The 21,001-nt window shown below is 65.6% G+C and carries 20 protein-coding genes; 12 read left to right on the top strand and 8 right to left on the bottom strand.

The annotated features are described in order from the left end of the window. Nucleotides 1-67: 67 nt before the first annotated feature. Nucleotides 68-907, bottom strand: coding sequence for a cytochrome c oxidase subunit II (coxB, locus tag ACTUWL_RS12245; RefSeq protein WP_021076889.1), 840 nt, complete (start codon nucleotides 905-907; stop codon nucleotides 68-70). 473 nt (nucleotides 908-1,380) lie between these two features. Here coxB and ACTUWL_RS12250 point away from each other — a divergent pair, with 473 nt between their 5' ends. The 6 genes from ACTUWL_RS12250 to ACTUWL_RS12275 all read left to right on the top strand — a co-directional run bounded on the left by ACTUWL_RS12250 (nucleotide 1,381) and on the right by ACTUWL_RS12275 (nucleotide 5,569). After that, the gene (locus tag ACTUWL_RS12250) at nucleotides 1,381-1,911 is read left to right on the top strand and encodes an invasion associated locus B family protein (protein ID WP_021076890.1); all 531 of its coding nucleotides are present in this window, start codon (nucleotides 1,381-1,383) and stop codon (nucleotides 1,909-1,911) included. Between the two features lie 75 nt (nucleotides 1,912-1,986). Beyond that, entirely contained in the window at nucleotides 1,987-2,451 is a 465-nt protein-coding gene (locus tag ACTUWL_RS12255) for a hypothetical protein (protein WP_106940436.1), read from the top strand. A gap of 2 nt (nucleotides 2,452-2,453) precedes the next feature. Next, nucleotides 2,454-3,878: a metalloprotease TldD gene (tldD, locus tag ACTUWL_RS12260; RefSeq protein ID WP_021076891.1), complete on the top strand. Its 1,425-nt coding sequence runs from the start codon at nucleotides 2,454-2,456 to the stop codon at nucleotides 3,876-3,878. After that, the gene (gene lepB, locus ACTUWL_RS12265) at nucleotides 3,878-4,648 is read left to right on the top strand and encodes a signal peptidase I (RefSeq protein WP_021076892.1); all 771 of its coding nucleotides are present in this window, start codon (nucleotides 3,878-3,880) and stop codon (nucleotides 4,646-4,648) included. Before tldD ends, lepB begins: the two co-directional genes overlap by 1 nt. A gap of 10 nt (nucleotides 4,649-4,658) precedes the next feature. Further along, entirely contained in the window at nucleotides 4,659-5,006 is a 348-nt protein-coding gene (locus ACTUWL_RS12270) for an MmcQ/YjbR family DNA-binding protein (RefSeq protein WP_021076893.1), read from the top strand. Continuing rightward, nucleotides 5,003-5,569 carry a nucleotidyltransferase family protein gene (locus ACTUWL_RS12275; protein ID WP_021076894.1) on the top strand — a complete coding sequence of 189 codons (567 nt, stop codon included), beginning with the start codon at nucleotides 5,003-5,005 and terminating at the stop codon, nucleotides 5,567-5,569. The genes ACTUWL_RS12270 and ACTUWL_RS12275 overlap by 4 nt, the downstream gene beginning before the upstream one ends. A 51-nt stretch (nucleotides 5,570-5,620) precedes the next feature. On the opposite strand, the gene ACTUWL_RS12280 is transcribed toward ACTUWL_RS12275, so the two are convergent. The 3 genes from ACTUWL_RS12280 to ACTUWL_RS12290 all read right to left on the bottom strand — a co-directional run bounded on the left by ACTUWL_RS12280 (nucleotide 5,621) and on the right by ACTUWL_RS12290 (nucleotide 8,289). Beyond that, on the bottom strand, nucleotides 5,621-6,175 hold the full coding sequence (locus ACTUWL_RS12280; protein ID WP_035650067.1) for a PAN domain-containing protein: 555 nt from the start codon (nucleotides 6,173-6,175) through the stop codon (nucleotides 5,621-5,623). Nucleotides 6,176-6,318: 143 nt separating this feature from the next. Then, complete coding sequence (locus ACTUWL_RS12285) at nucleotides 6,319-7,689, bottom strand: glutamate--cysteine ligase (protein ID WP_021076896.1); 1,371 nt, start codon at nucleotides 7,687-7,689, stop codon at nucleotides 6,319-6,321. A gap of 93 nt (nucleotides 7,690-7,782) precedes the next feature. Continuing rightward, nucleotides 7,783-8,289 (bottom strand): MarR family winged helix-turn-helix transcriptional regulator, encoded by a 507-nt coding sequence (locus tag ACTUWL_RS12290; RefSeq protein ID WP_021076897.1) that lies wholly within the window; start codon nucleotides 8,287-8,289, stop codon nucleotides 7,783-7,785. 129 nt (nucleotides 8,290-8,418) lie between these two features. Between ACTUWL_RS12290 and gstA the strand changes: the two genes are divergently transcribed. The 5 genes from gstA (at nucleotide 8,419) to ACTUWL_RS12315 (ending at nucleotide 14,027) form a co-directional block, all read left to right on the top strand. Next, complete coding sequence (gene gstA, locus ACTUWL_RS12295; protein ID WP_021076898.1) at nucleotides 8,419-9,036, top strand: glutathione transferase GstA; 618 nt, start codon at nucleotides 8,419-8,421, stop codon at nucleotides 9,034-9,036. A gap of 222 nt (nucleotides 9,037-9,258) precedes the next feature. Then, entirely contained in the window at nucleotides 9,259-10,404 is a 1,146-nt protein-coding gene (locus tag ACTUWL_RS12300) for a hypothetical protein (protein WP_021076899.1), read from the top strand. 98 nt (nucleotides 10,405-10,502) lie between these two features. Continuing rightward, the gene (locus tag ACTUWL_RS12305) at nucleotides 10,503-12,263 is read left to right on the top strand and encodes a type I secretion system permease/ATPase (RefSeq protein ID WP_021076900.1); all 1,761 of its coding nucleotides are present in this window, start codon (nucleotides 10,503-10,505) and stop codon (nucleotides 12,261-12,263) included. Beyond that, nucleotides 12,256-13,548, top strand: coding sequence for an HlyD family type I secretion periplasmic adaptor subunit (locus ACTUWL_RS12310; RefSeq protein ID WP_021076901.1), 1,293 nt, complete (start codon nucleotides 12,256-12,258; stop codon nucleotides 13,546-13,548). The genes ACTUWL_RS12305 and ACTUWL_RS12310 overlap by 8 nt, the downstream gene beginning before the upstream one ends. 251 nt (nucleotides 13,549-13,799) lie before the next feature. Further along, nucleotides 13,800-14,027, top strand: a complete 228-nt coding sequence (locus ACTUWL_RS12315) for a hypothetical protein (RefSeq protein ID WP_021076902.1) — start codon at nucleotides 13,800-13,802, stop codon at nucleotides 14,025-14,027. Between the two features lie 302 nt (nucleotides 14,028-14,329). On the opposite strand, the gene ACTUWL_RS12320 is transcribed toward ACTUWL_RS12315, so the two are convergent. The 4 genes from ACTUWL_RS12320 to ACTUWL_RS12335 all read right to left on the bottom strand — a co-directional run bounded on the left by ACTUWL_RS12320 (nucleotide 14,330) and on the right by ACTUWL_RS12335 (nucleotide 20,157). Beyond that, nucleotides 14,330-16,543, bottom strand: coding sequence for an FAD-dependent oxidoreductase (locus tag ACTUWL_RS12320; protein WP_021076903.1), 2,214 nt, complete (start codon nucleotides 16,541-16,543; stop codon nucleotides 14,330-14,332). A 19-nt stretch (nucleotides 16,544-16,562) separates the two neighbouring features. Then, entirely contained in the window at nucleotides 16,563-17,771 is a 1,209-nt protein-coding gene (locus ACTUWL_RS12325) for an acetyl-CoA C-acetyltransferase (RefSeq protein WP_021076904.1), read from the bottom strand. Between the two features lie 73 nt (nucleotides 17,772-17,844). After that, nucleotides 17,845-19,632 (bottom strand): acyl-CoA dehydrogenase C-terminal domain-containing protein, encoded by a 1,788-nt coding sequence (locus tag ACTUWL_RS12330; protein WP_021076905.1) that lies wholly within the window; start codon nucleotides 19,630-19,632, stop codon nucleotides 17,845-17,847. 108 nt (nucleotides 19,633-19,740) lie between these two features. Continuing rightward, a complete protein-coding gene (locus tag ACTUWL_RS12335) occupies nucleotides 19,741-20,157 on the bottom strand; it encodes a nuclear transport factor 2 family protein (RefSeq protein ID WP_021076906.1) in 417 nt (138 codons plus the stop codon). Between the two features lie 162 nt (nucleotides 20,158-20,319). Between ACTUWL_RS12335 and ACTUWL_RS12340 the strand changes: the two genes are divergently transcribed. Next, nucleotides 20,320-20,907, top strand: coding sequence for a PadR family transcriptional regulator (locus ACTUWL_RS12340; protein WP_021076907.1), 588 nt, complete (start codon nucleotides 20,320-20,322; stop codon nucleotides 20,905-20,907). The last annotated feature ends 94 nt before the right edge of the window (nucleotides 20,908-21,001 follow it).

The raw sequence follows: 21,001 nt of genomic DNA on the forward strand, positions 1-21,001 counted from the left end.
CTTGCAGTCCCTCTCGGACCTTGCGGTCCCGTCGCCCTTATTCCGTCCGCGCCGTAAGCCGTCCGGCTTACTGCGCCGCCTGACCAGCCGAGGCGTAGGAATTCGCCGGGTTGGTCGCAAACTTCTTCTTCGCGCCTTCAACCCAGGTCGCGAATTCCTGGTCGCTGACGACCCGCACCGCGATCGGCATGAAGGCATGGTCCTTGCCGCACAGTTCCGAGCACTGACCGTAGAACACGCCGGTCTTGGTCGCCTTGAACCAGCTCTCGTTGAGGCGGCCGGGGACCGAATCGATCTTCACGCCGAACGCCGGCACCGCGAAGGAGTGGATCACGTCGGCGCCGGTGGTCTGGATCCGCACCACCTTGTTGACCGGCACCACCATCTCGTTGTCGACGCCGAGCAGACGGGGCTGCTTGTCCTTGTCGAGCAGCGAGTCGAACTCGAACTTGCCGTTATCCGGGTAGGCGTAGGACCAGTACCACTGCTTGCCGGTGACCTTCACGGTGAGGTCCGGCTTCGGCACGTCGAGCTCCAGGAACAGCAGGCGGAACGACGGCACCGCGATGCCGACCAGGATCAGGACCGGGATCAGCGTCCAGGCCACCTCGATCAGGGTGTTGTGGGTGGTCTTGGAGGGGACCGGGTTGGCGCGGGCGTTGAACTTCACCACCACGATGACGAGCAGCGCCAGGACGAACAGCGTAATGACGGTGATCAGCACCAGCAGGAAATTGTGGAACCAGATGATGTTTTCCATCACCGGGGTCGCGGCTTCCTGGAGCGTGTGCTCCCACGGCGCCGGCTGCCCCATCTCGGCGAAGGCCGATCCCGCGGCGACAGACGCCACACCCGCTACCGTCAACCCCAGCAATTGCCTGCCCAACCGGCCAATCGACATCTTCATGCCGCTCGCGCTCCCTTGCATTATTCCCCAAAGCACCTCCGGCATGTGGCCGAAAATGCAGCACGATCCGCCCTGACAAACGGCCTTCCGGACATACCCGTCTCTGAGTCAAGGTGGGTACGGGAGCCAGATCGCTAGAACGCGTCGAAATCCAGCCTCTCAAACCATAATTCTCAGGCGCTCGCAATGCAGTAGTAGGGCCGAAAGCCATGCGCCTGCGATGAAGCTGCCGCTTGCGATTTTTCCCGCAAAATCAAGCGAAAGGCGGCCGCACGCAGTTGACAGGCGGATTACCGGATGTAGGCACAGGCGCGGTAGCCCACAGGAACCTGATTCGCTGCGGGCTGCCCCAATCCGGCGCGGGAATGGCTCCAAGATCGCCTTCAAGGCGCCGTCATTGCGGTATCAGTCGGCTGTTGCGCGCTACCGGCGGCCGGAACGGCCGGACCCAACATTTTAGAGGATCGACCCGGATGGGCGCTTCGAACATTCAGGCAGGACGGGCGCTGCCGCGCTGGCTCGGCGCCCTCTTGGCGGCCGCATTTTCGCTCGGCCTGAGCCAGGCGGCCAACGCGCAGGGCGCGGTGCGCTCGGTCCATGGCGACTGGCAGATCCGCTGCGACACCCCGCCCGGCGCCCAGGCCGAGCAATGCGCGCTGATCCAGAGCGTGGTAGCGGAAGACCGCTCCAATGCCGGCCTGACCGTGATCGTGCTGAAGACCGCCGACCAGAAGAGCCGCCTGATGCGCGTGGTCGCCCCGCTCGGCGTGCTGCTGCCGTCCGGCCTCGGCCTGAAACTCGACAACCAGGACGTCGGCCGCGCCGGCTTCGTCCGCTGCCTGCCCAATGGCTGCGTCGCCGAGGTCGTGATGGACGACAAGCTGCTCGGCCAGCTCAAGAACGCCAAGACCGCGACCTTCATCATTTTCGAAACCCCGGAAGAGGGCATCGGCTTTCCGCTCAGCCTGAACGGCCTGGCGGAGGGCTATGACAAATTGCCCTAGGGCGCTCCCTTAGCTGCGGAAGCACGTACCCCGGATGGAGCCAATGGCCGCGTCAAGCGCACGGTCTATCCCGAGGTGCCGCCGCGGATTGAGTATGAGATGACGCCGTCGGCGAAGGCGCTCAGGCCTGTATGTTCGACGAGTTGCACCGATGGGCGCAGGAGCATGGCTTTCCGACCTCGACCGGGAGCGCCGCGCAGTCGGCGCCGTCGAGCGATGAGCCCGAGCCGGAAGACCAGCCGCGGAGGGCGGACCGGCGCGCGCGCTGATGACGACAAGGTGAGGATCGCGCGGGGCTGCCGTGATCGCCGTCACTGTCCCAGCCCCTCCCGGTTTGCCACCCAAAACACTATGTTTGACGGTCGCCATCCGGCCCTGAACCAGGACCGGCGCAGCTTTCCGGGTTGTAAGATGCGTTTTCCGCTCGTCTCTGCTTCAATCGCCCCGAAATCCCTGCGTCCGGGTTCCCCACTGGCAATCAGTTGCGCTTCAGGCAAGGATGACACGGAACGCCCAAAGAATCGCACTGCGTCGGAGTGACCATGACCAATCCCGCCACGACCTCCCTGCTCGACCGCGCCAATCTGGACCGCGATGCCGTTCGCCGCGAGGTGGCACGCGGCCTTGAAGGCGCCGACGACGGCGAGCTGTTCCTGGAGTTCGGGCAGACCGAGGCGCTGGTGTTCGACAACGGCCGGCTCAAGCAGGCGACCTACGACACCTCGCAGGGCTTCGGCCTGCGTGCCGTCAAGGACGATGCGGTCGGCTATGCGCATTCCTCCGACGTCTCGATCCCGGCGCTGATCCGCGCGGCCGATGCGGTTGCCGCGGTGCGCGGCGGCTATGCCGGCACGTTCGCCGCGGCGCCGGCCCACACCAATGTCAGGCTGTATGGCGACGAGAACCCGCTCGACGGACCTGCGTTCGAGGCCAAGGTCAAACTGCTCGGCGAGATCGACGCCTATGTCAGGGACAAGGACCCGCGGGTGCGGCAGGTCTCGGCCAGCCTCACCGCGACCTGGCAGGTGGTGGAGATCCTGCGGCCCGACGGCGAGAGCTATCGCGACATCCGCCCGCTGGTGCGCGTCAACATCTCCGTGGTCGCAGGCCAAGGGGACCGCCAGGAGAGCGGCAGCAAGGGTTATGGCGGCCGCGAGGGCTATGCGCGCTTCATCGAGACCAAGGCCTGGCGCGACGCTGCCGACGGCGCGCTGCGCGAGGCGCTGGTCAATCTCGAATCGATGCCGGCGCCTGCCGGCGAGATGGACGTGGTGCTCGGGGCCGGCTGGCCCGGCGTGATGCTGCATGAGGCCGTCGGCCATGGGCTCGAGGGTGACTTCAACCGCAAGCAGACTTCCGCCTTCGCCGGCCTGATGGGCCAGCAGGTCGCAGCCAAGGGCGTCACCGTGGTCGACGACGGCACCATGGCCTCGCGCCGCGGCTCGCTGTCGATCGACGACGAGGGCACGCCGACCAACCGCACCATGCTGATCGAGGACGGCATCCTGGTCGGCTACATGCAGGACCGCCAGAACGCACGCCTGATGGGCATGAAGCCGACCGGCAACGGCCGGCGGCAGAGCTATGCCCACGTGCCGATGCCGCGCATGACCAACACCTACATGCTGGCGGGCGACCGCGACCCGGCCGAGATCATCGCCTCGGTGAAGAACGGCATGTATGCCGCCAATTTCGGCGGCGGCCAGGTCGACATCACCTCGGGCAAATACGTGTTCCAGTGCACCGAGGCCTACAAGATCGAGAACGGCAAGCTCGGCGCGCCGCTGAAGGGCGCCATGCTGATCGGCAACGGGCCGACCGATCTCCACAGGATCACCATGATCGGCAACGATCTTGAGCTGGATACGGGAATCGGCACCTGCGGCAAGAACGGCCAGGGCGTGCCGGTCGGCGTCGGCCAGCCGACGCTCAGGATGGAACGGATTACGGTCGGAGGAACGGGCTAGTGAGCAGCGGAAACGAAGTCGTGGCGGCCAAGCCGACCAGCTGGCGCGGACAGGCCGTACAGCTGGCCGCGATCGTGGCCGTCGTGTTCCTCGCCAAGGGCGCGATCGCCGAGCCGTTCTACGTGCCGTCGGGCTCAATGGAGCCGACGCTGCTGATCGGCGACGCGCTGGTCGCCTCGAAATATCCCTATGGCTACGGCGCGGCGTCGCTGCCGATCCAGATCACGCTGCCGGAGACCGGCCGGGTGTTCGGCGAGACGCCGAAGCGCGGCGACGTCGTCGTGTTCCGCTGGCCGGGCGACCGCTCGCAGGCCTGGGTCAAGCGCGTGGTCGGGCTGCCCGGCGATCGCATCCAGATGCGGCAGGGACAGCTCTTCATCAACGATCATGCTGCGGCGCTGAAGCCCGACGGCACCGGCTTTGCTGAAGACGATCGCGGCGGCGGCGAGGACGCCAATCGCTATGTCGAGACGCTGCCGAACGGTGTCAGCCACGCGATCTTCAAGATCCGCGACAATGGCCGGCTCGACAACACGCCCGAGGTGACGGTGCCGCCCGGCAATCTGTTCGTGCTCGGCGACAACCGGGACAATTCCGCCGACAGCCGCGTGCCGGTGCGCGACGGCGGCGTCGGCCTGTTGCCGATCGACAATCTGATCGGCCGCGCGGACGCGGTGGTCGGCTCCTGGGACATGGGCATCCGCAGCCAGCCGGTCTGGACCTGGCTCTCCGGCTTCCGCCTCGCGCGTTTCTTCACCTCGGTGCAGTGAGTAGGTCAACGTGACCTTCGACGACGTCAGGACCCTGGTGCTGGCGTGGCCGGAGGTCGAGGACGGCACGTCCTACGGAACACCGGCGCTGAAGGTGCGCAAGAAGATGCTGGTGCGGCTCAAGGAGGACGGCGACAGCCTGGTGATGCCGGGCGTGCCGCCGGATGAGCGCGACATGCTGGTCGAGAGCCAGCCCAGGCTCTTCTATTTCACCGATCACTATCGCGATTATCCGACCGTGCTGATCCGCCTGTCGAAAGCCAAACGTGCGACCGTCGAGCCGCTGCTGCGCCGGCACTGGCGCACGCTGGCCTCGAAGAAGGCGGTTCGGGATTACGATGCGACGGCAACGTCGTGACGCAAGACGAATTCCTCGCCGCGGCACTGCGCAACCCAGTCAATCCAGCGATCACAGGCGAGCTTGACCGCCTCGGTCTGCCTGATGCCTGGCTGGTGGCCGGCTGCCTGGTGCAGAGCGTGTGGAACGTGCTGACAACGCGGCCGCTCGATCATGGTATCAGCGACTACGACGTCTTCTATTTCGATTCCGACACGTCATGGGAGGCCGAGGACGCCGTCATCCGCGACCTCACGGCGCGACTCGGCCATCTCGGCGCCGCGATCGAGGTGCGCAACCAGGCCCGCGTCCATCTCTGGTATCCCGGCAAGCACGGCGTGCCCTACCCTGCGCTGTCACGTTCGACCGACGGCATCGATCGCTTCCTCAGCGCGAACGTGCAGGTCGGCATCCGGCGTAGTGCGAGCGGTTACGACGTTTATGCGCCGAGCGGTTTCGACGATGTCGCCGACATGATCGTGCGGCCGAACCGGACCGCGAATTTTTCCGCGGCGAATTACGCCAAGAAGGCAGCGCGATGGAAGACGCTGTGGCCGGAGATCACGGTGATCGCGGCGGAGTAGCCTGTCGTTCCTGCGAACAGGTTCGCAGGGACGACGCTTTGTGTGCGGCCGTTACCGCACCACGCCCGACGTGAACCCCGCCTTGCGGCGCGGCGGCTTGATCTCCTTCTTGAGGAAGCAGTGCGCGTCGCGGCCGGCATAGCCGGGCCGGGCGTAGGTCCAGGCGCGGCACTTGTTGTCAGCGGTGCAGGCGGCCTGGCAGGCCTCGTCGCCGTCGCTGCTCTTCAGTTCGAAATTCTTGTAGTCGCCGCCGAGGCGGTCGATCGAGGTTTCGATGGCGCCGTTGCGCGGTTCGACCACGCCGGCGCCGCGCACCCCGGAGACGCAGCAAACGTCCTGCACCCGCGGCGGCACGCTGTTCTTCAGCCAGCACACCGCGCCGTTGTTGGAATCGGTCGGATAGTTGAAGCTCCAGGCGCGACAGCGGCGGTCGCGCTCGCAGGTCAGCGCGCAATCGGCGGGGTCACCCGACGTCACCGGCGCGTTCAGATAGTCTCCGCCGGGACGGTCGAAATTGGTTTGCGCCAATGCCGGGCGCGTGACGGCAACGGCCGACAAGACCGCGAACATCACCACACACGCCCTAAAGAGGCGGCCTATCCCCATGACATTGCTTTCAAATTCGTACAGCCCCGCGCATCCCGCGGGGCGTCATTTGAACGCCATGAACCTGTACGGCTGATGAACGGCGCGGCAGCGGCGGGTGCGACAACACCGCCGTCCGCACGCGTTCGGGGCGCGGGCCGGGATTAGAAGGCGTATTCCTGATAGGCCGGTTCCACGGAGCCCTTCCAGGGCCCGTTGAACTTCTCCAGCATCTCCTCGGCCGGCGAGCGGCCGGTCTCGATGATGCGCTCAAGCGGTTCGAGGAAGCGGCTCTCGTCGCGTCCGAGATGGTCGATCCGGCCGCGCCGGCGCAATCCGGCATGCGACAGGACCAGGCACTCCTTGGCGATCTCGAACAGATAGCGGTCCTTGATCCGTGCCTTGAAGCCGAAGCGCGGCACGTCATCGCGCAGCGCCTGCCGCTCCGCCGCGGTCCAGTGCCGGACGATATCCCAGGCGGCATCGAGGCTGTCATTATCGTAGAGCAGCCCGACCCAGAACGCCGGCAGCGCCGGCAGCCGGCCCCACGGCACGCCGTCGGCGCCGCGCATTTCGAGATAACGCTTCAGCCGCACCTCGGGGAAGATCGTCGAGAGGTGGTTGGCCCAGTCCGACAGCGTCGGCCGCTCGCCGGGGAGAATCTTGTTGTTGCCGGCGAAGAAATCGCGGAACGACGAGCCGGAGACGTCGATATATTCCTCGCCGCGCTTGACGAAATACATCGGCACGTCGAGCGCGTAATCGACATAGCGCTCGAACCCCATGCCGTCCTCGAACGCGAACGGAATCATGCCCGAGCGCGCATTGTCGGTGTCGCGCCAGATTTCGGAGCGGAACGACAGGAAGCCGTTCGGTTTGCCTTCGGTGAACGGCGAATTGGCGAACAGAGCGGTCGCGATCGGCTGCAACGCCAGCGACACCCGCAGCTTCTTCACCATGTCGGCTTCGGAGGAGAAGTCGAGATTGGTCTGCACCGTGCAGGTCCGGAACATCATGTCGAGGCCGTATTGGCCGACCTTCGGCATGTAGTTGCGCATGATCTTGTAGCGGCCCTTCGGCATCACCGGGATCTGCGCGCGCGACCAGGACGGCGTCATGCCGAGGCCGAGGAAGCCGATGCCGAGCGGGGTTGCGACCTCCCGCACCTGCGCCAGATGTGCCATCAACTCCGACTGCGTCTGGTGCACGGTCTCGACCGGCGCGCCCGACAATTCGAACTGCCCGCCCGGCTCGAGCGAAATCGCGCCGCCGCCGGTGACGTCATAAAGCCCGATGATGTTGCCGCGCTCCACGATCGGCTCCCAGCCGAGCAGGAGCTTCATGCCCTCGAGCAACGCGCCGATACCCTTGACGCCCTCATAGGGCACGGGCTGGTGGCCCTCGAGCGTGAACGGGGTCTTCTCGTGCTCGGTGCCGATCCGGAATTCGGACTCGGGCTTCACGCCGGCTTCAATCCACGCCACGAGTTCGTCGCGCGACTGCAGCGGCGTCATGTCGATCTGGTCACGCGCCATAAAAAATCCAACTCAAGGGCGCTTCGATCGAAGGCGCGCGGTGGCAGGGACATCCGCGGGCCATGCCGGCCGCGGATGATGGGATCAGGACTATCATCGGGCGGGCACGCCGTCTCGCGCGGGTGCGGCCTTGGTATCGCTCTTTGCATCGGTCTCGCCGCAGGAGCAGCCGAGACGGTCGAGCAGACCGCACAGCCGTTCGGCGTCGGCGTCGGACAATTTCGAGCCGACATGCTTGTCGATCGCCGCCGAATAGGCGTTCCACATCTTCTTCTGCAGCTCGCGCCCGGCCTCGGTGATCTCGACGAACTGGCCGCGCTTGTCGATCTTGCATTCGCGCCGGGCGGCGAGCCCCTCGTCGACCAGCTTGTCGATCAGCCGCGAGGTCGAATATTGCGGGATCAGCATCTGCCGCTCGAGCTCGACCGGGCGCAGCTCGCCGGACGGCGCGCGCGACAGCTCGAGCAGGGCGTCATACCAGGCGAGCGGCGGAAAGCCGGCCTTCTTCAGATCCTGCTCGACGCAGTCCAGCACCCGGCTCGGCACCCGCATCAGGCGGATCCAGGCGGCCGTCGCCTCGCTCGATAGCTTGCGTTTCATCGTCTGGCCCTAAGTTCCCGGAACCCAGTGTACCGCACTGAATGCATCTGCATCAATCTTGACTAATTCATGCAGGCGCATGTAGGCAATCCCTCTCCGGACGCCAAGAACAAGGGAAGGAATACCCCCATGAAGCTTTATTACTCCCCCGGTGCCTGCTCCCTCTCCCCCCACATCGCCCTGCTTGAAGCCGGCCTGCCCTATGACCTGGTCAAGGTCGATCTTCGGGCCAAGAAGCTCGAAAACGGCGACGATTTCCTGCAAGTGAACCCCAAGGGCCAGGTGCCGGCGCTGGCGCTGGATACCGGCGAGATGGTCACCGAAGGCCCGATCATCATCCAGATGATCGCCGACAAGGTCGCCGACAAGAAGCTGGCGCCCGCCCGGGATTCCAACGAACGCTACAAGCTGCTCGAATGGCTGAACTACATCACGACCGAGCTGCACAAGAATCTCGGCCCGATGTTCTCGCCGGTGCTCGCCGACGACGCCAAGGCGTTTTTCAAGGACCGCGCCATGGGCAAGTTCAAATATGTCGACAGCCAGCTCGCCGGCCGCGAATATCTGATGGGCAGCCAGTTCACGGTCGCCGACGGCTACCTCTTCACCATGATCATGTGGGCGCAAGACCGGCTCGGCTTCGATCTCTCCGGCCTGCCGAACGTGACGGCCTACAAGGCCCGCGTCGCGGCGCGCCCGAAGGTGCAGGAAGCGCTGAAGAAGGAAGGCCTGCTGAAAGCGGCCTGAGCTCTCGAAGCTGCTTCATCGGACGTGAAAGGGCCGGATAGCATCCGGCCCTTTTGTTTGGGCCGCCCGATCGGGTCAGCCCCAAATCTGCAATTTTCAGCAGTTTGTCCGCTTCCACGTAAGCGCGCCTTCGCTATCCCGCGAATACCGCAGCCGGGATTCGGCAACCATTTGCCCGATCGGACGTAGCCGGATTGCTGCCTCATCCAGCGGGAGATGCGCATGAGTAGCTCTCTATCCAGCAACGCCGCCGACCGGATGGTCGAGGTCCTGGCGGGCTCGACGGCGCTGCTGGCAAATTCCAGCGACGGACTCTCCGACCTGCCACTCCCGGTGACATCTGTGCTGCCTGACGACGGCACGGCCGATACGGCTGCCGGCCCGCCGGCCCACAGCCTGATCGATCCGGTACCGGCGGCAAATGCGCTGGACGGCGCGACGTCCCTGCTCGGCGACGGCGCCGCAGCCGCGGCCGGTTCCGACCTGCCCCTGGTCGGGAGCTTGCTGAACACGAGCGAGCTGCCGGTGATCGGCATTGTGTTGAACGCCGCATTGCCCGTCGAGCCGGATTCGACAGCGCTCGCAGCATCGGGCGGAGCGCTGCAACCGGTGCTCGACACCGCCACGACCGCGGTTCAAGGCGGCGTCCATTCCTCAGCCGGTGTCCTGTCCCAGGCGACCGCACTGCCCGACATGCTTCATGGCCTCACCAATCTCGGACAGGCGATCGATCTCGGCAACATCAGCACCATCGGGACCAGCAATGGCGGCCATGCCAATCTGGTCGCCGACATTCTGGTCGTGCCGGGACAAATCCTTGCCGGCAATCTCGGCGAGACGGTCGCGCATCTCGGCGCCGATATCAGCGGCGTGATTCATGCCGTCTCGGGGCTGGTTGATACGGCAGTCTCCGATGTCAGCGGTCTGCTGAGCCCGGTCACCGGACTGGTCAGCCAGCTGACGCACGGCTTGCTCGATGGCGGCCTGCTCAATCTCGGCGGCGACACCGCAGGCAACGGACCGCTCGGCGGCTTGCTTGGCGGCCTCATTGGCTCCGGCAGCGGCCATTTGGCCGGCGTCACGATCGGCCCGCATCTGCTCGACCTCGGCGCTCTCACCGGCACGCACGAGCTCAACATTCCGAGTCTCAACATTCCGAGTCTCGGCGGCGTCGGCGCCGACGGGTTGGCCGGCAATCTGCTCGGCAGTCTCAACCTCAGTCTGCTCGGCGACAGCAGCGCCGCCGGACACGCCGCGAGCGCGCCGGCCTCCACACCGGTCGATCTCGGCACGATCGGGCATGACCTGCTCTCGCCGCTCACACATGGTCACGGCATCCTTGATGCGCACGGCACACACATCCTCTGAGATTGCCGCAAATCGGCGGATGCGCGCGATCGCCGCGCTTCCGCAACTCCCTCTCCATGTCCATTGGGCATCACAGGCTTGAACATCCGCGGGGCGCGATGATCGGTCAGGGCAAACGCTTCTCCTCACTGCCGGTTGAAATCCGGGATGCGATCACGGCCGTGCGCGGCGCGCTGGTTGCCGTGGCGATGGCGAGCGGCCTCGTCAATCTGTTGATGCTGGTCGGCCCGGTGTTCATGCTGCAGACCTATGACCGCGTGCTGCCGAGCCGCAGCATCCCAACCCTGGTCGGCCTGCTCGTGATCGCGCTGGTGCTGCTCGTCGTGCAGGCCGGCGTCGATGTGCTGCGCAGCCGGCTGTTGGCGCGCATCGCCGAAATCTTCGACGAGAGCATTCGCGGCGCCGTGTTCGACAGCGTGCAGCATGCTTCGCTGAGCCGGCCGAACGGCGACGGCCTGCAGATCATGCGCGACCTCGACAGCATTCGAGGCTTCATCGCCGGCAGCGGCCTGGTCGCGATCTTCGACCTGCCATGGACCCCGCTCTACATCATCGTCTGCACGCTGTTTCATCCGCTGATGGGGCTCGCAGTCGCCGGCGGCGCGATCGCGCTGGCACTGATCACGGTCGCCGCCGAGCTGTTCACGCGCGCGCCGACGCGCGCGCTGGTCGCGCTCGCCTCGTCGCGGCGGCAGATGGCGGAGACCGCATTCTACCACGCGCCCGTGGTGCACGCGCTCGGCATGCAGCAGCGGATGGCCGAGCTGTGGTCGGACCGCACGCAGGCCTATCTCAACATGCAGCGCGTGACCTCCGATTTGACCGGCACGTTCGGCAGCGCCTCGCGCTTCCTGCGCATGATCCTGCAATCCGGCGTGCTGGCACTCGGCGCCTGGCTCGTTATCAATCAGCAGGCCACCGCCGGCGTGATGCTGGCCGCAACCATTCTCTCGATCCGCGCGCTGGCGCCGATCGAGCTTGCGATCGCCAATTGGCGCAGCTTCATCGCGGTCCGCGCCAGCGTCGGCCAGCTTGCCGAAGCCCTGGCGGCGGTGCCGTCGCGGTCGGCGTTCACGCCTTTGCCCGCGCCGAAGAACGAGGTCCGTGTCACCTCGATCAGCCTGACCGCACCGGCCTCCGATGCCGTGGTGCTGCACGAGGTGAGCTTTGCACTGCGCGCCGGCAATGCGGTCGCGGTGGTCGGCCCCAGCGGCTCCGGCAAGTCGACCCTGGCGCGCGCGCTGGTCGGCATCGGCGCACCGGTGCGTGGAGTGATCCGGATCGACGGCGCGACGCTGGCGCAATGGGATCCGCTCGCGCTGGGCCCGTCGATCGGCTACCTGCCGCAGGACGTCGCATTGTTCCGCGGGACCGTCGCCGAGAACATCTCCCGCTTCGCAGCTAGCCCGGACGCCGGCAGGTTGCTGGCCGCCGCGCGCGAGGCCGGCGTACACGAGCTGATCCTCCGGCTGCCTGACGGTTATGAGACCGAGGTCGGCGACGGCGGCCTGATGCTGTCGGGCGGCCAGCGGCAGCGCATTGCGCTGGCCCGCGCGCTCTATGGCGATCCGTTCCTGGTGGTGCTCGACGAGCCGAACTCGAATCTGGACTCCGAGGGCGAGCGCGCGCTGATCCATGCTATCGCGCGCGTCCGTGCTCGCGGCGGCATCGTGGTCGTGATCGCGCATCGGCCCGCGGTGCTGCAGGCGGTCGATCACATGCTGGTGCTGAACGAAGGACGCATGCAGGCGTTCGGCACCACGGCTGCAGTGCTGCCGCTGCTGGTGCCGAAGGCTGCGCAGCCGGCACCGGCGCGCCGCAAGCGCAAGAAGGACGCGGAGCCCCGGCAAAATGCCTAGCGCCCGGCAATCGGTCCATCACCACATCCTGGCGGTCGCGATGGCCGCGGCGTTCCTCGTCGCCAGCATCGGCATCATGGGCGCGGCCACCAGGATGTCGGGCGCGATCATCTCGCAGGGATCGCTGGTGGTCGAATCCAGCGTCAAGAAGGTGCAGCACCCCTCCGGCGGTGTCGCCAAGAAGCTGCTGGTCGAGGACGGCGCCCGCGTCGCCAAGGACGATTTGCTGATCCTGATGGACGAGACGGTGGCACAAGCCAACCTCACCGCCGTGACCAAGAGCCTGTGGGAGCTCGAGGCGCGCCGCGCGCGGCTACAGGCCGAACGCGACGGTGACGCCGAGATCGTATTTCCCGACAGCGTGGCATCGCTCAGCGACCCCGCGGCGCAGGCCGTCGTCTCGGGCGAGCGTCGGTTCTTCCAGCTGCGCAAGGACGCCAATGACGGGCAGAAGCAGCAGTTGAAGGAGCAGATCGCGCAGCTCAAGGAGCAGATCGGCGGCATGCAGGACCAGTTGAGCGCCAAGAAGCAGGAAGCCGATTTGATCGCCAACGAGCTGACCGGCGTGCAGCAGCTCTGGGAACAGCGCCTAGTCTCGCTGTCTCGTCTAAGCGCGCTGCAGCGCGATTCGGCGCGGCTGCTCGGCGAGCGCGGCCAGCTCACCGCATCGATCGCGCAGGCCAAGGGCAAGATCTCGGAGACCGAGCTGAAGATCCTGCAGGTCGATCAGGATTTCCGCTCCGGCGTCGCCAAGGAGCTCGCCGACATCAGGGCCAAATATGCCGACGCGATCGAGAAGCAGGTCACCGCGAAGGACCAGACCGAGAAGCTCGAGATCCGCGCGCCGCAGGCCGGCGTCGTGCACGATCTCACCATCCACACCCAGGGCGGCGTCATCGCGGCCGGCGAAACGATCATGACCATCGTGCCCGACCAGGACAATCTGATCGTGGAAACTCATGTTGCACCGCAGGATATCGATCAGGTCAAGCTCGGCGCATCCGCGGTGCTGCGCTTCACCAATTTCAACCAGCGCACCACGCCGGAGATCGAGGGCGAGGTCAGCCGGATCGGCGCCGATGTGTCGCGGGACGACAAGACGACCCCGACCTACTTCCTTGTCCGCATTGCGATTCCAGCGCCGGAGCTGAACAAGCTCGCGACCGCGCATCTGCTGCCGGGCATGCCGCTCGAGGTGTTCATCCCGACCAGCGAGCGCACGGTGCTGTCGTATCTGATGAAGCCGCTGGCGGACCAGGTGCACCGCGCCTTCAGGGAGAAATGAGCGGTGCAAACTTTCGGCGCGCCGTGGATCAAATCAAATTTAATCCGCATTCTACCGGTTAAGACTAAGTCGGCGTACTTCCGGCTGAGGGCGTTGCCGTCCTTGTTCGTGCGATCCAACTGACCGACTATGACCTGCGGCGCGCCCTCGGCTCCAACTGGTCTGAAAATGTGACGATCGTCTCCACGCTTTTATTGACCAGCACGCTCGTCGGGCTGGCAACCAGTTTGTACTTTCGGGTTTGGACATTGATGCTGGTGTCGCCGCTGATCGCGGTGCTCGCGGCAATCGTGCTCCAGTCCGACGGCTATGCATTTGCCACCGGCGCCCCGATCCTGGTCGCCTGCCTCGCATTCAGCCAGATCGCCTATCTCGCCGGCGCCTTGCTGTTGCCGGACAATGACGGCTCAATGGCGGAAGAAATCGACGGCGTTCCACGCCGCGGCCGCGAGCACAAGATCAACGGCCAGAACCAGTAGTGCAAGGCCTGTCCATGACGGGCCCTTGCCGCGCAGTCGCAGCGGATTCCATCGTCGCGGCGCCGGCCACGAACGCTTGCCCGCGGTTTCAGTGACCCCATGCTTGAGCACAACACCCATTTGCACGACACCCGAGCCTGATCGTCTCTGGCGATCAACCAGCAAGAGTGATGCCAGCAGCGTGGTGCCAGTTGGGAGCAGGCGTGGCGGGACTTTGACCGCCGTGACCGTCGCACAACAGGATCAAGTCGGATCGATGACCGGCTTGATCCTGTACGATGTGTCCCGGAGAGAGACGGCGCTTACGCCGCCTGCTTCTTCGGCGGGAAGCGGCCGTAGAAGGTTTCGCCCTTGGCGGCCATCTCCTCGAGCAGCTTCGGCGGCGTGAAGCGCGAGCCGTATTTCTTCTCGAAGGCGTGGCAGAGCGCGACGAAGTTCTTCGTGCCCATGAAGTCAATGTAGGACAGCGCCCCGCCAGTGAACGGCGCGAAGCCGAAGCCGAGGATCGAGCCGACATCGGCCTCGCGCACGTCGGTGATGACGTGATCCTCGACGGTGCGCGCGGCTTCCACCGCCTGCACCACCAGGAAGCGCTGCTTCAACTCCTCGACGCTGAGCGTATCCGGATCGAGCTGCTTCGGCTGCAGATCGGCGAGCCCCGGCCACAGGCTCTTCTGACCCTTGCCCTTCTCGGGATAGTCGTAGAAGCCCTTGCCGTTCTTGCGGCCGAAGCGGCCCTGCTTCTCGACCATCTCGACGATCAGCTTCTTCTGCGCCTGGTCGATCGCGTTGGGACCGAGATCGGCCTCGGTCGCCTTGGTGATCTTGAGGCCGAGATCGAGCGCGACCTCGTCCTGCAGCGACAGCGGCCCAACTGGCATGCCGGCCATCCTGGCGGTGTTCTCGATCATCGCCGGCGGCACGCCTTCGAGCAGCATCTCGTTGCCCTCGGAGATATAACGCATCACGCAGCGGTTGGCGAAGAAGCCGCGGCTATCGTTGACCACGATGGGCGTCTTACCAATCGCGCGGACATAGTCGAGCGCGGTCGCCAGCGCGACATCGCCGGTGTTCTTGCCGAGGATGATCTCGACCAGCATCATCTTCTCGACCGGCGAGAAGAAGTGGATGCCGATGAACTTGCCCTGGTCCTTGAACTCCTCGGCCAGCGAGTTGATCGGCAAGGTCGAGGTGTTGGAGGCGAAGATCGCACCCGGCTTCAGCAGCGGCTGCGCCTTGGCATAGGTGTCGGCCTTGACCTTGCGGTCCTCGAACACCGCCTCGATGACAAGGTCGCAGTCCGAGATCACGTTGTAGTCTGATGTCGCCGAGATCCGCGCCAGGATGGCGTCGGCCGCCTCCTGCTTCATCCGACCCTTCGCGATCAGCCCGTCGACAACGGTCTTGGCGTGGCCCTTGCCCTTGTCGGCGCTCTCCTGGTCGCGATCGACCAGCACGACGTCGATGCCGGCCTGCGCCGAGACATAACCGACGCTGGCGCCCATGAAGCCGGCGCCGATCACGGCAAGCTTCTTGACCTTGGTCGGCGGCACGCCGGCCGGGCGGCGGGCGCCCTTGTTCAGCTCCTGCATCGACAGGAACAGCGAGCGGATCATCGCCGCCGCTTCCTTCGAGCGCAGCACTTTGGCGAAGTAGCGCGACTCGACGCGCAGCGCAGCGTCGATCGGCAGCTGCAGGCCCTCATAGACGCAGCTCATGATGGCGCGCGCGGCCGGATAATTGTCGTAGGTCTCGCGACGATAGATCGCGTTTCCGGCCGGGAACATCTGCATGCCGGCCTTCGAGAAAACGGGGCCGCCGGGCAGCTTGAAGCCCTTCTCGTCCCACGGCGCGACGGCCTTGCCGCCACCCTTGATCCAGTCCTTCGCCGCCTTGATCAGATCGGCCGCGGGCACCACGGCGTGAATCAGATTGAGCGCCTTCGCGCGGGTGAGATTGACGGCCTCGCCCTTGAGCAGCAGTTGCATCGCATCAGCCGGCTGCACGAGACGCGGCACGCGCTGGGTACCGCCGGCGCCGGGGAACAGGCCGACCTTCATCTCGGGCAGGCCGAGCCGGGTCTTCGGGTTTTCGGCCGCGACGCGGTAGTGGCAGGCCAGCGTGATCTCGAAGCCGCCGCCAAGCGCAAGCCCGTTGATCGCGGCGACCCACGGCTTGCCCGAGGTCTCGATCGCGCGGAACGACAGCGACATCTGGCGGCTCTGCTCGAACAGCATCTGGTTCGCGGCTTCCTCGCCCTTCTCCTTGAAGAGCTGTGCGTAAGCGCGGTTCATGCCCTCGAGCATGGAGAGGTCGGCCCCGGCGCAGAACGCCTCCTTCGCCGAGGTGATCACGACGCCCTTGATCGCGGGATCGCTGGTGGTCTGCTTGATGATCTCGCCGATCTCCTGGGTGGAGACCTCGTCGAACACGTTCATCGAACGGCCCGGGATGTCCCAGGTGACGAGAGCAATGCCGTCGGCGTCGACGTCGAACTTGAAATTCTTGTAAGCCATGTTGCTCGCTCCCCTCGCCTCAGACGCGCTCGATGATGGTGGCGGTGCCCATGCCGCCGCCGATGCACAGCGTGACCAGCGCCGTCTCCTTGTTGGTGCGCTCGAGCTCGTCGAGCACGGTGCCGAGGATCATCGCGCCGGTCGCCCCGAGCGGATGGCCGAGCGCGATCGCGCCGCCGTTGACGTTGATCTTGGCATTGTCGATGTCGAAGGCCTGGATGTAGCGCAGCACCACCGAGGCGAACGCCTCGTTGAGCTCGAACAGGTCGATGTCCGACTTCTTCATGCCGGAGCGCTCGAACAGCTTTTCGGTGACGTCGACGGGGCCGGTCAGCATCATCGCGGGCTCCGAGCCGATATTGGCGAAGGCACGGATCTTCGCCCGCGGCTTCAGGCCATGCTTCGCTCCTGCCTCCTTGCTGCCGAGCAGCACGGCGCCGGCGCCGTCGACGATGCCGGAGGAGTTGCCCGCGTGATGCACGTAATTGACCTTCTCGACCTCCGGATGCGACTGGATCGCCACGGCGTCGAAGCCGGCCATCGCGGCCATCGCCGCGAATGACGGTTGCAGCTGCGCCAGCGACTGCATCGTCGTGGTCGGGCGCATATGCTCGTCCTTGGCAAGGATGGTCAGGCCGTTGATGTCCTTGACCGGCACCACCGACTTGTTGAACCGGCCCTCGTCCCAGGACTTCGCCGCGCGCTGCTGGCTCTGCACCGCATAGGCGTCGACGTCGTCGCGCGAGAAGCCGTATTTGGTCGCGATCAGATCGGCCGAGATGCCCTGCGGCATGAAATAGGCGGGCACCGCCATCGAGGGATCCATCGGCCAGGCGCCGCCGGACGCGCCGATGCCGACGCGGCTCATCGATTCCGCGCCGCCGCCGATCACGAGCTCATGCTGGCCGGCCATGATCTGGGCCGCGGCGAAGTTCACGGCATCGAGGCCGGAGGCGCAGAAGCGGCTGATCTGCACGCCCGGCACCTTCTCGCCGAGGCCGGCGTTCAGCGCCGCGAAACGGGCGATGTCGGACCCGGCCTCGCCGACTGGATCGACCACGCCGAGCACCACGTCGTCGACGGAATCCTCAGGCAGATTGTTGCGCTCCTTGAGCGCCTTCAGCGGCACCGTGGCGAGCGCCAGCGCGGTGACCTCGTGGAGCGCGCCATCGGCCTTGCCGCGGCCGCGCGGGGTACGAACGTGATCGTAGATGTATGCCTCAGGCATGACGCCCTCCTTGATATGAGGATCATAATATATACGGAAGGAAGCGCCGCCGCAGCACTGCGGCGGCAATTATTCAGAACGCTTCCGCGGCCAGTTCCATCGTGGTGGCGCTGCCGCTCTGGATCCTGGCCAGATGCACGGCGGTCTCCGGCAGCAGCCGCTCCATGAAGAAGCGGCCGGTGACGAGCTTGGTGTTGAGGTAAGGCGTGGCGCCGGCCGCAGCCTTGTCCTGCGCGACCTTGGCCATCTTCGCCCACATGTAGCCGAGCGCGACCAGGCCGAACAATTTCATGTAATCGGTCGCGGCCGCGCCGGCATTGTCGGGCTTGGTCAGCGCGTTCTGCATCAGCCAGCCGGTGGCCTGCTGCAGATGGCCGAGAGCGGCCGAAAGCGGGGTCACGAACGGCTTCATCGCCTCGTCGCCACCATGCTCCTTGGCAAAGGCGCCGACCTCACCGAAGAACGCCATCACGGCGCGGCCGCCGTCGCGCGGCAGCTTGCGGCCGACCAGGTCGAGCGCCTGGATGCCGTTGGCGCCCTCATAGATCATCGCGATGCGGGCATCGCGGACGAACTGCTCCATGCCGTGCTCGGCGATATAGCCGTGGCCGCCGAACATCTGCTGCGCGGAGACCGTGTTGGCAAAGCCGGTGTCGGTCAGGACACCCTTCAGCACCGGCGTCATCAGGCCCATGTGGTCGTCGGCGGCCTGACGATCCTTCGGGTCGTTGGAACGGTGCGCGACGTCGCTCTTCAGTGCGGTCCACACCACCATGGCGCGCGCCGCCTCGTTGAAGGCGCGGATGGTGAGCAGCGTGCGGCGCACGTCGGGATGCACGATGATCGGATCCGCGGGCTTGTCGGCCTCCTTGACGCCGGTCAGCGAGCGGCCCTGCAGGCGCTCGCGGGCATAGGCGACCGCGTTCTGATAGGCGACCTCGGACTGCGCGAGGCCCTGCACGGCGACGCCGAGGCGGGCCTCGTTCATCATCACGAACATGCCTTGCATGCCCTTGTTCTCTTCGCCGATCAGCCAGCCGGTGGCGTTGTCGTAGTTCATCACACAGGTGGAATTGCCGTGGATGCCCATCTTGTGCTCGATCGAGCCGCAGGTGACGCCGTTGCGCTGGCCGAGCGAGCCGTCGGCGTTGACCAGCACCTTGGGAACGACGAACAGCGAGACGCCCTTGATGCCGGCCGGCGCGCCTTCGATCCGCGCCAGCACGAGATGGATGATGTTCTCGGCAAGGTCATGCTCGCCGGCGGAGATGAAGATCTTGGTGCCCGTGATCTTGAAGCTGCCGTCCGGCTGACGCACGGCCTTGGTGCGAAGCAGGCCGAGATCGGTGCCGCATTGCGGCTCGGTCAGGTTCATGGTGCCGGTCCACTCGCCCGCAACCATCTTCGGCACATAGGTCTTCTTCTGCTCGGGCGTGCCGTGCACCAGCAGCGCCGCGGTCGCGCCCATGGTCAGGCCGCCATACATCGAGAACGCCATGTTGGCGGAGATCTGGAATTCGTTGACCGCCTGCGACAGCGTCACCGGCAAGCCTTGGCCACCGAATTCGGTCGGCGCCGAGAGGCCGAGCCAGCCACCCTCGGCGACCTGCTTGTAGGCGTCCTTGAAGCCCTTCGGCGTGGTGACGCTGCCGTCGTCATTGCGCTTGCAGCCTTCGAGATCGCCGGTGCGGTTGAGCGGTTGCAGCACCTCTTCGCTGAGCTTGGCGGCCTCGCCGAGGATCGCCTCGCGCACGTCGGCCGACGCGTCGGTGAAGCCGGGAAGATTGCCGTAGCGGTCGATCTGGAAAACGTCGTTGAGCAGGAAGCTGACGTCTTCGACGGGGGCTTTGTAGGTCGGCATGCTGATCTCCCGGCTGGCTCGTGGCCGCATGTGCGGCCGATGCTGCGCAGCTTGTCCTTGGGTTTGTTGGAACGGACCTTATCCGGTTCCGGAGGTCCGCGGCAGGTGCTAGCGAGACTGTGATTGCGACGTTGCGCCGCTCTGATTCATCAACTCCTCGCCCATCATGCGATGCAGCAGGTTGATCGCCTTGAGCGGGCGCACCATCACCTTGAAATGCGTGATCCGGCCGTCACCGTCGAAGGTGATGATGTCGACGCCGTTGAGCTTGATGCCGTCGATCTCGTTCTCGAATTCGAGCACCGCGCCGCTGTCGCTCTTCCATTCGCCCAGATATTTGAAGGTCGGGCCGCCGAGCACCTTGGCGGCGCTGGTCAGGTATTTGAAGGTGATGTCGCGGCCGCGCTGCGGCGTGTGCACGACCGGGCTTTCGAACACCGCGTCGGGATGCAGCAGATCCCACAAAGCGGCGGTGTCGTGGGACTTCATGTAGGCGTACCACTTGTCGAGGCCCGGCTTGCTCATTCGGACGTCTCCTGCGGCTGGGTTGTAGAAGCCTGAACATCGGCTGCGCACGAGAAGGCGGCACGCCGATCATCATATGCATATTGACGCATATGCACAGTAACGCATAAAGTCAAGCGAACTTGTGAATGGTCGATTTGGGAACTCAGATGGAGGTGGGCGTTGGCACTCGGTGACGCAATCCTCGCCTGCCTCACGGAACGTCCGATGACGGGCTACGAGCTCGCCAAGACGTTCGACGCCTCGATCGGCTTCTTCTGGAAGGCCGACCATCAGCAGATCTACCGGGAGCTCTCCCGGCTGCGCGACAAGGGCCATGTCCAGGGCCGCGAGGTGGTGCAGTCGGGCAAGCCCAACAAGCTGGTCTACACGCTGACGGCCGAGGGCCGCGCAGCGCTGAAGCATTGGGCGGCGCGGCCGAGCGTTCCGCCCTCGATCAAGGACGATTTGCTGGTCCGGCTCTATGCGCTCGACTGCGTCGACATCGAGCCGCTGCGCACCGACCTGATGGCGCGGCTGGAACATCACCGCGACCGCTATGAGCGCTACGAGCGCCTGCTCAACAAGCGCTTCCCCGACGGCACCGCGCCTGCGGCCGATGTCGGCAAGATGCTCAGTCTGCGGCTCGGGATGCGCCACGAGCGCGTCGTGGTGGAGTGGTGCGAGGAAGCGCTCGATGCGCTGTCGGCGATGTCCGGCCGCGGCAACGTCACGCCGCTCGCCGACGGCAAGCGCGAGAACAACGGCTAGAAGCAAACTCGTCACGGCTTGCCGTGTTCGTCACGCCAAGCGGAATCCGCTTTGCCTGAAAACGATAGGCCTGTCCTGATCCGGCGCAACAGGT

The organism is Bradyrhizobium sp. WCU1 (genome assembly GCF_053474805.1).

Excerpts from the sequence above, each read along its gene's own strand:
- coxB (WP_021076889.1), bottom strand. The coding sequence starts at position 907 with ATGAAGATGTCGATTGGCCGGTTGGGCAGGCAATTGCTGGGGTTGACG.
- ACTUWL_RS12250 (WP_021076890.1), top strand. The coding sequence starts at position 1,381 with ATGGGCGCTTCGAACATTCAGGCAGGACGGGCGCTGCCGCGCTGGCTC.
- tldD (WP_021076891.1), top strand. The coding sequence starts at position 2,454 with ATGACCAATCCCGCCACGACCTCCCTGCTCGACCGCGCCAATCTGGAC.
- ACTUWL_RS12280 (WP_035650067.1), bottom strand. The coding sequence starts at position 6,175 with ATGGGGATAGGCCGCCTCTTTAGGGCGTGTGTGGTGATGTTCGCGGTC.
- ACTUWL_RS12285 (WP_021076896.1), bottom strand. The coding sequence starts at position 7,689 with ATGGCGCGTGACCAGATCGACATGACGCCGCTGCAGTCGCGCGACGAA.
- ACTUWL_RS12290 (WP_021076897.1), bottom strand. The coding sequence starts at position 8,289 with ATGAAACGCAAGCTATCGAGCGAGGCGACGGCCGCCTGGATCCGCCTG.
- gstA (WP_021076898.1), top strand. The coding sequence starts at position 8,419 with ATGAAGCTTTATTACTCCCCCGGTGCCTGCTCCCTCTCCCCCCACATC.
- ACTUWL_RS12300 (WP_021076899.1), top strand. The coding sequence starts at position 9,259 with ATGAGTAGCTCTCTATCCAGCAACGCCGCCGACCGGATGGTCGAGGTC.
- ACTUWL_RS12305 (WP_021076900.1), top strand. The coding sequence starts at position 10,503 with ATGATCGGTCAGGGCAAACGCTTCTCCTCACTGCCGGTTGAAATCCGG.
- ACTUWL_RS12310 (WP_021076901.1), top strand. The coding sequence starts at position 12,256 with ATGCCTAGCGCCCGGCAATCGGTCCATCACCACATCCTGGCGGTCGCG.
- ACTUWL_RS12315 (WP_021076902.1), top strand. The coding sequence starts at position 13,800 with ATGCTGGTGTCGCCGCTGATCGCGGTGCTCGCGGCAATCGTGCTCCAG.
- ACTUWL_RS12320 (WP_021076903.1), bottom strand. The coding sequence starts at position 16,543 with ATGGCTTACAAGAATTTCAAGTTCGACGTCGACGCCGACGGCATTGCT.
- ACTUWL_RS12325 (WP_021076904.1), bottom strand. The coding sequence starts at position 17,771 with ATGCCTGAGGCATACATCTACGATCACGTTCGTACCCCGCGCGGCCGC.
- ACTUWL_RS12330 (WP_021076905.1), bottom strand. The coding sequence starts at position 19,632 with ATGCCGACCTACAAAGCCCCCGTCGAAGACGTCAGCTTCCTGCTCAAC.
- ACTUWL_RS12335 (WP_021076906.1), bottom strand. The coding sequence starts at position 20,157 with ATGAGCAAGCCGGGCCTCGACAAGTGGTACGCCTACATGAAGTCCCAC.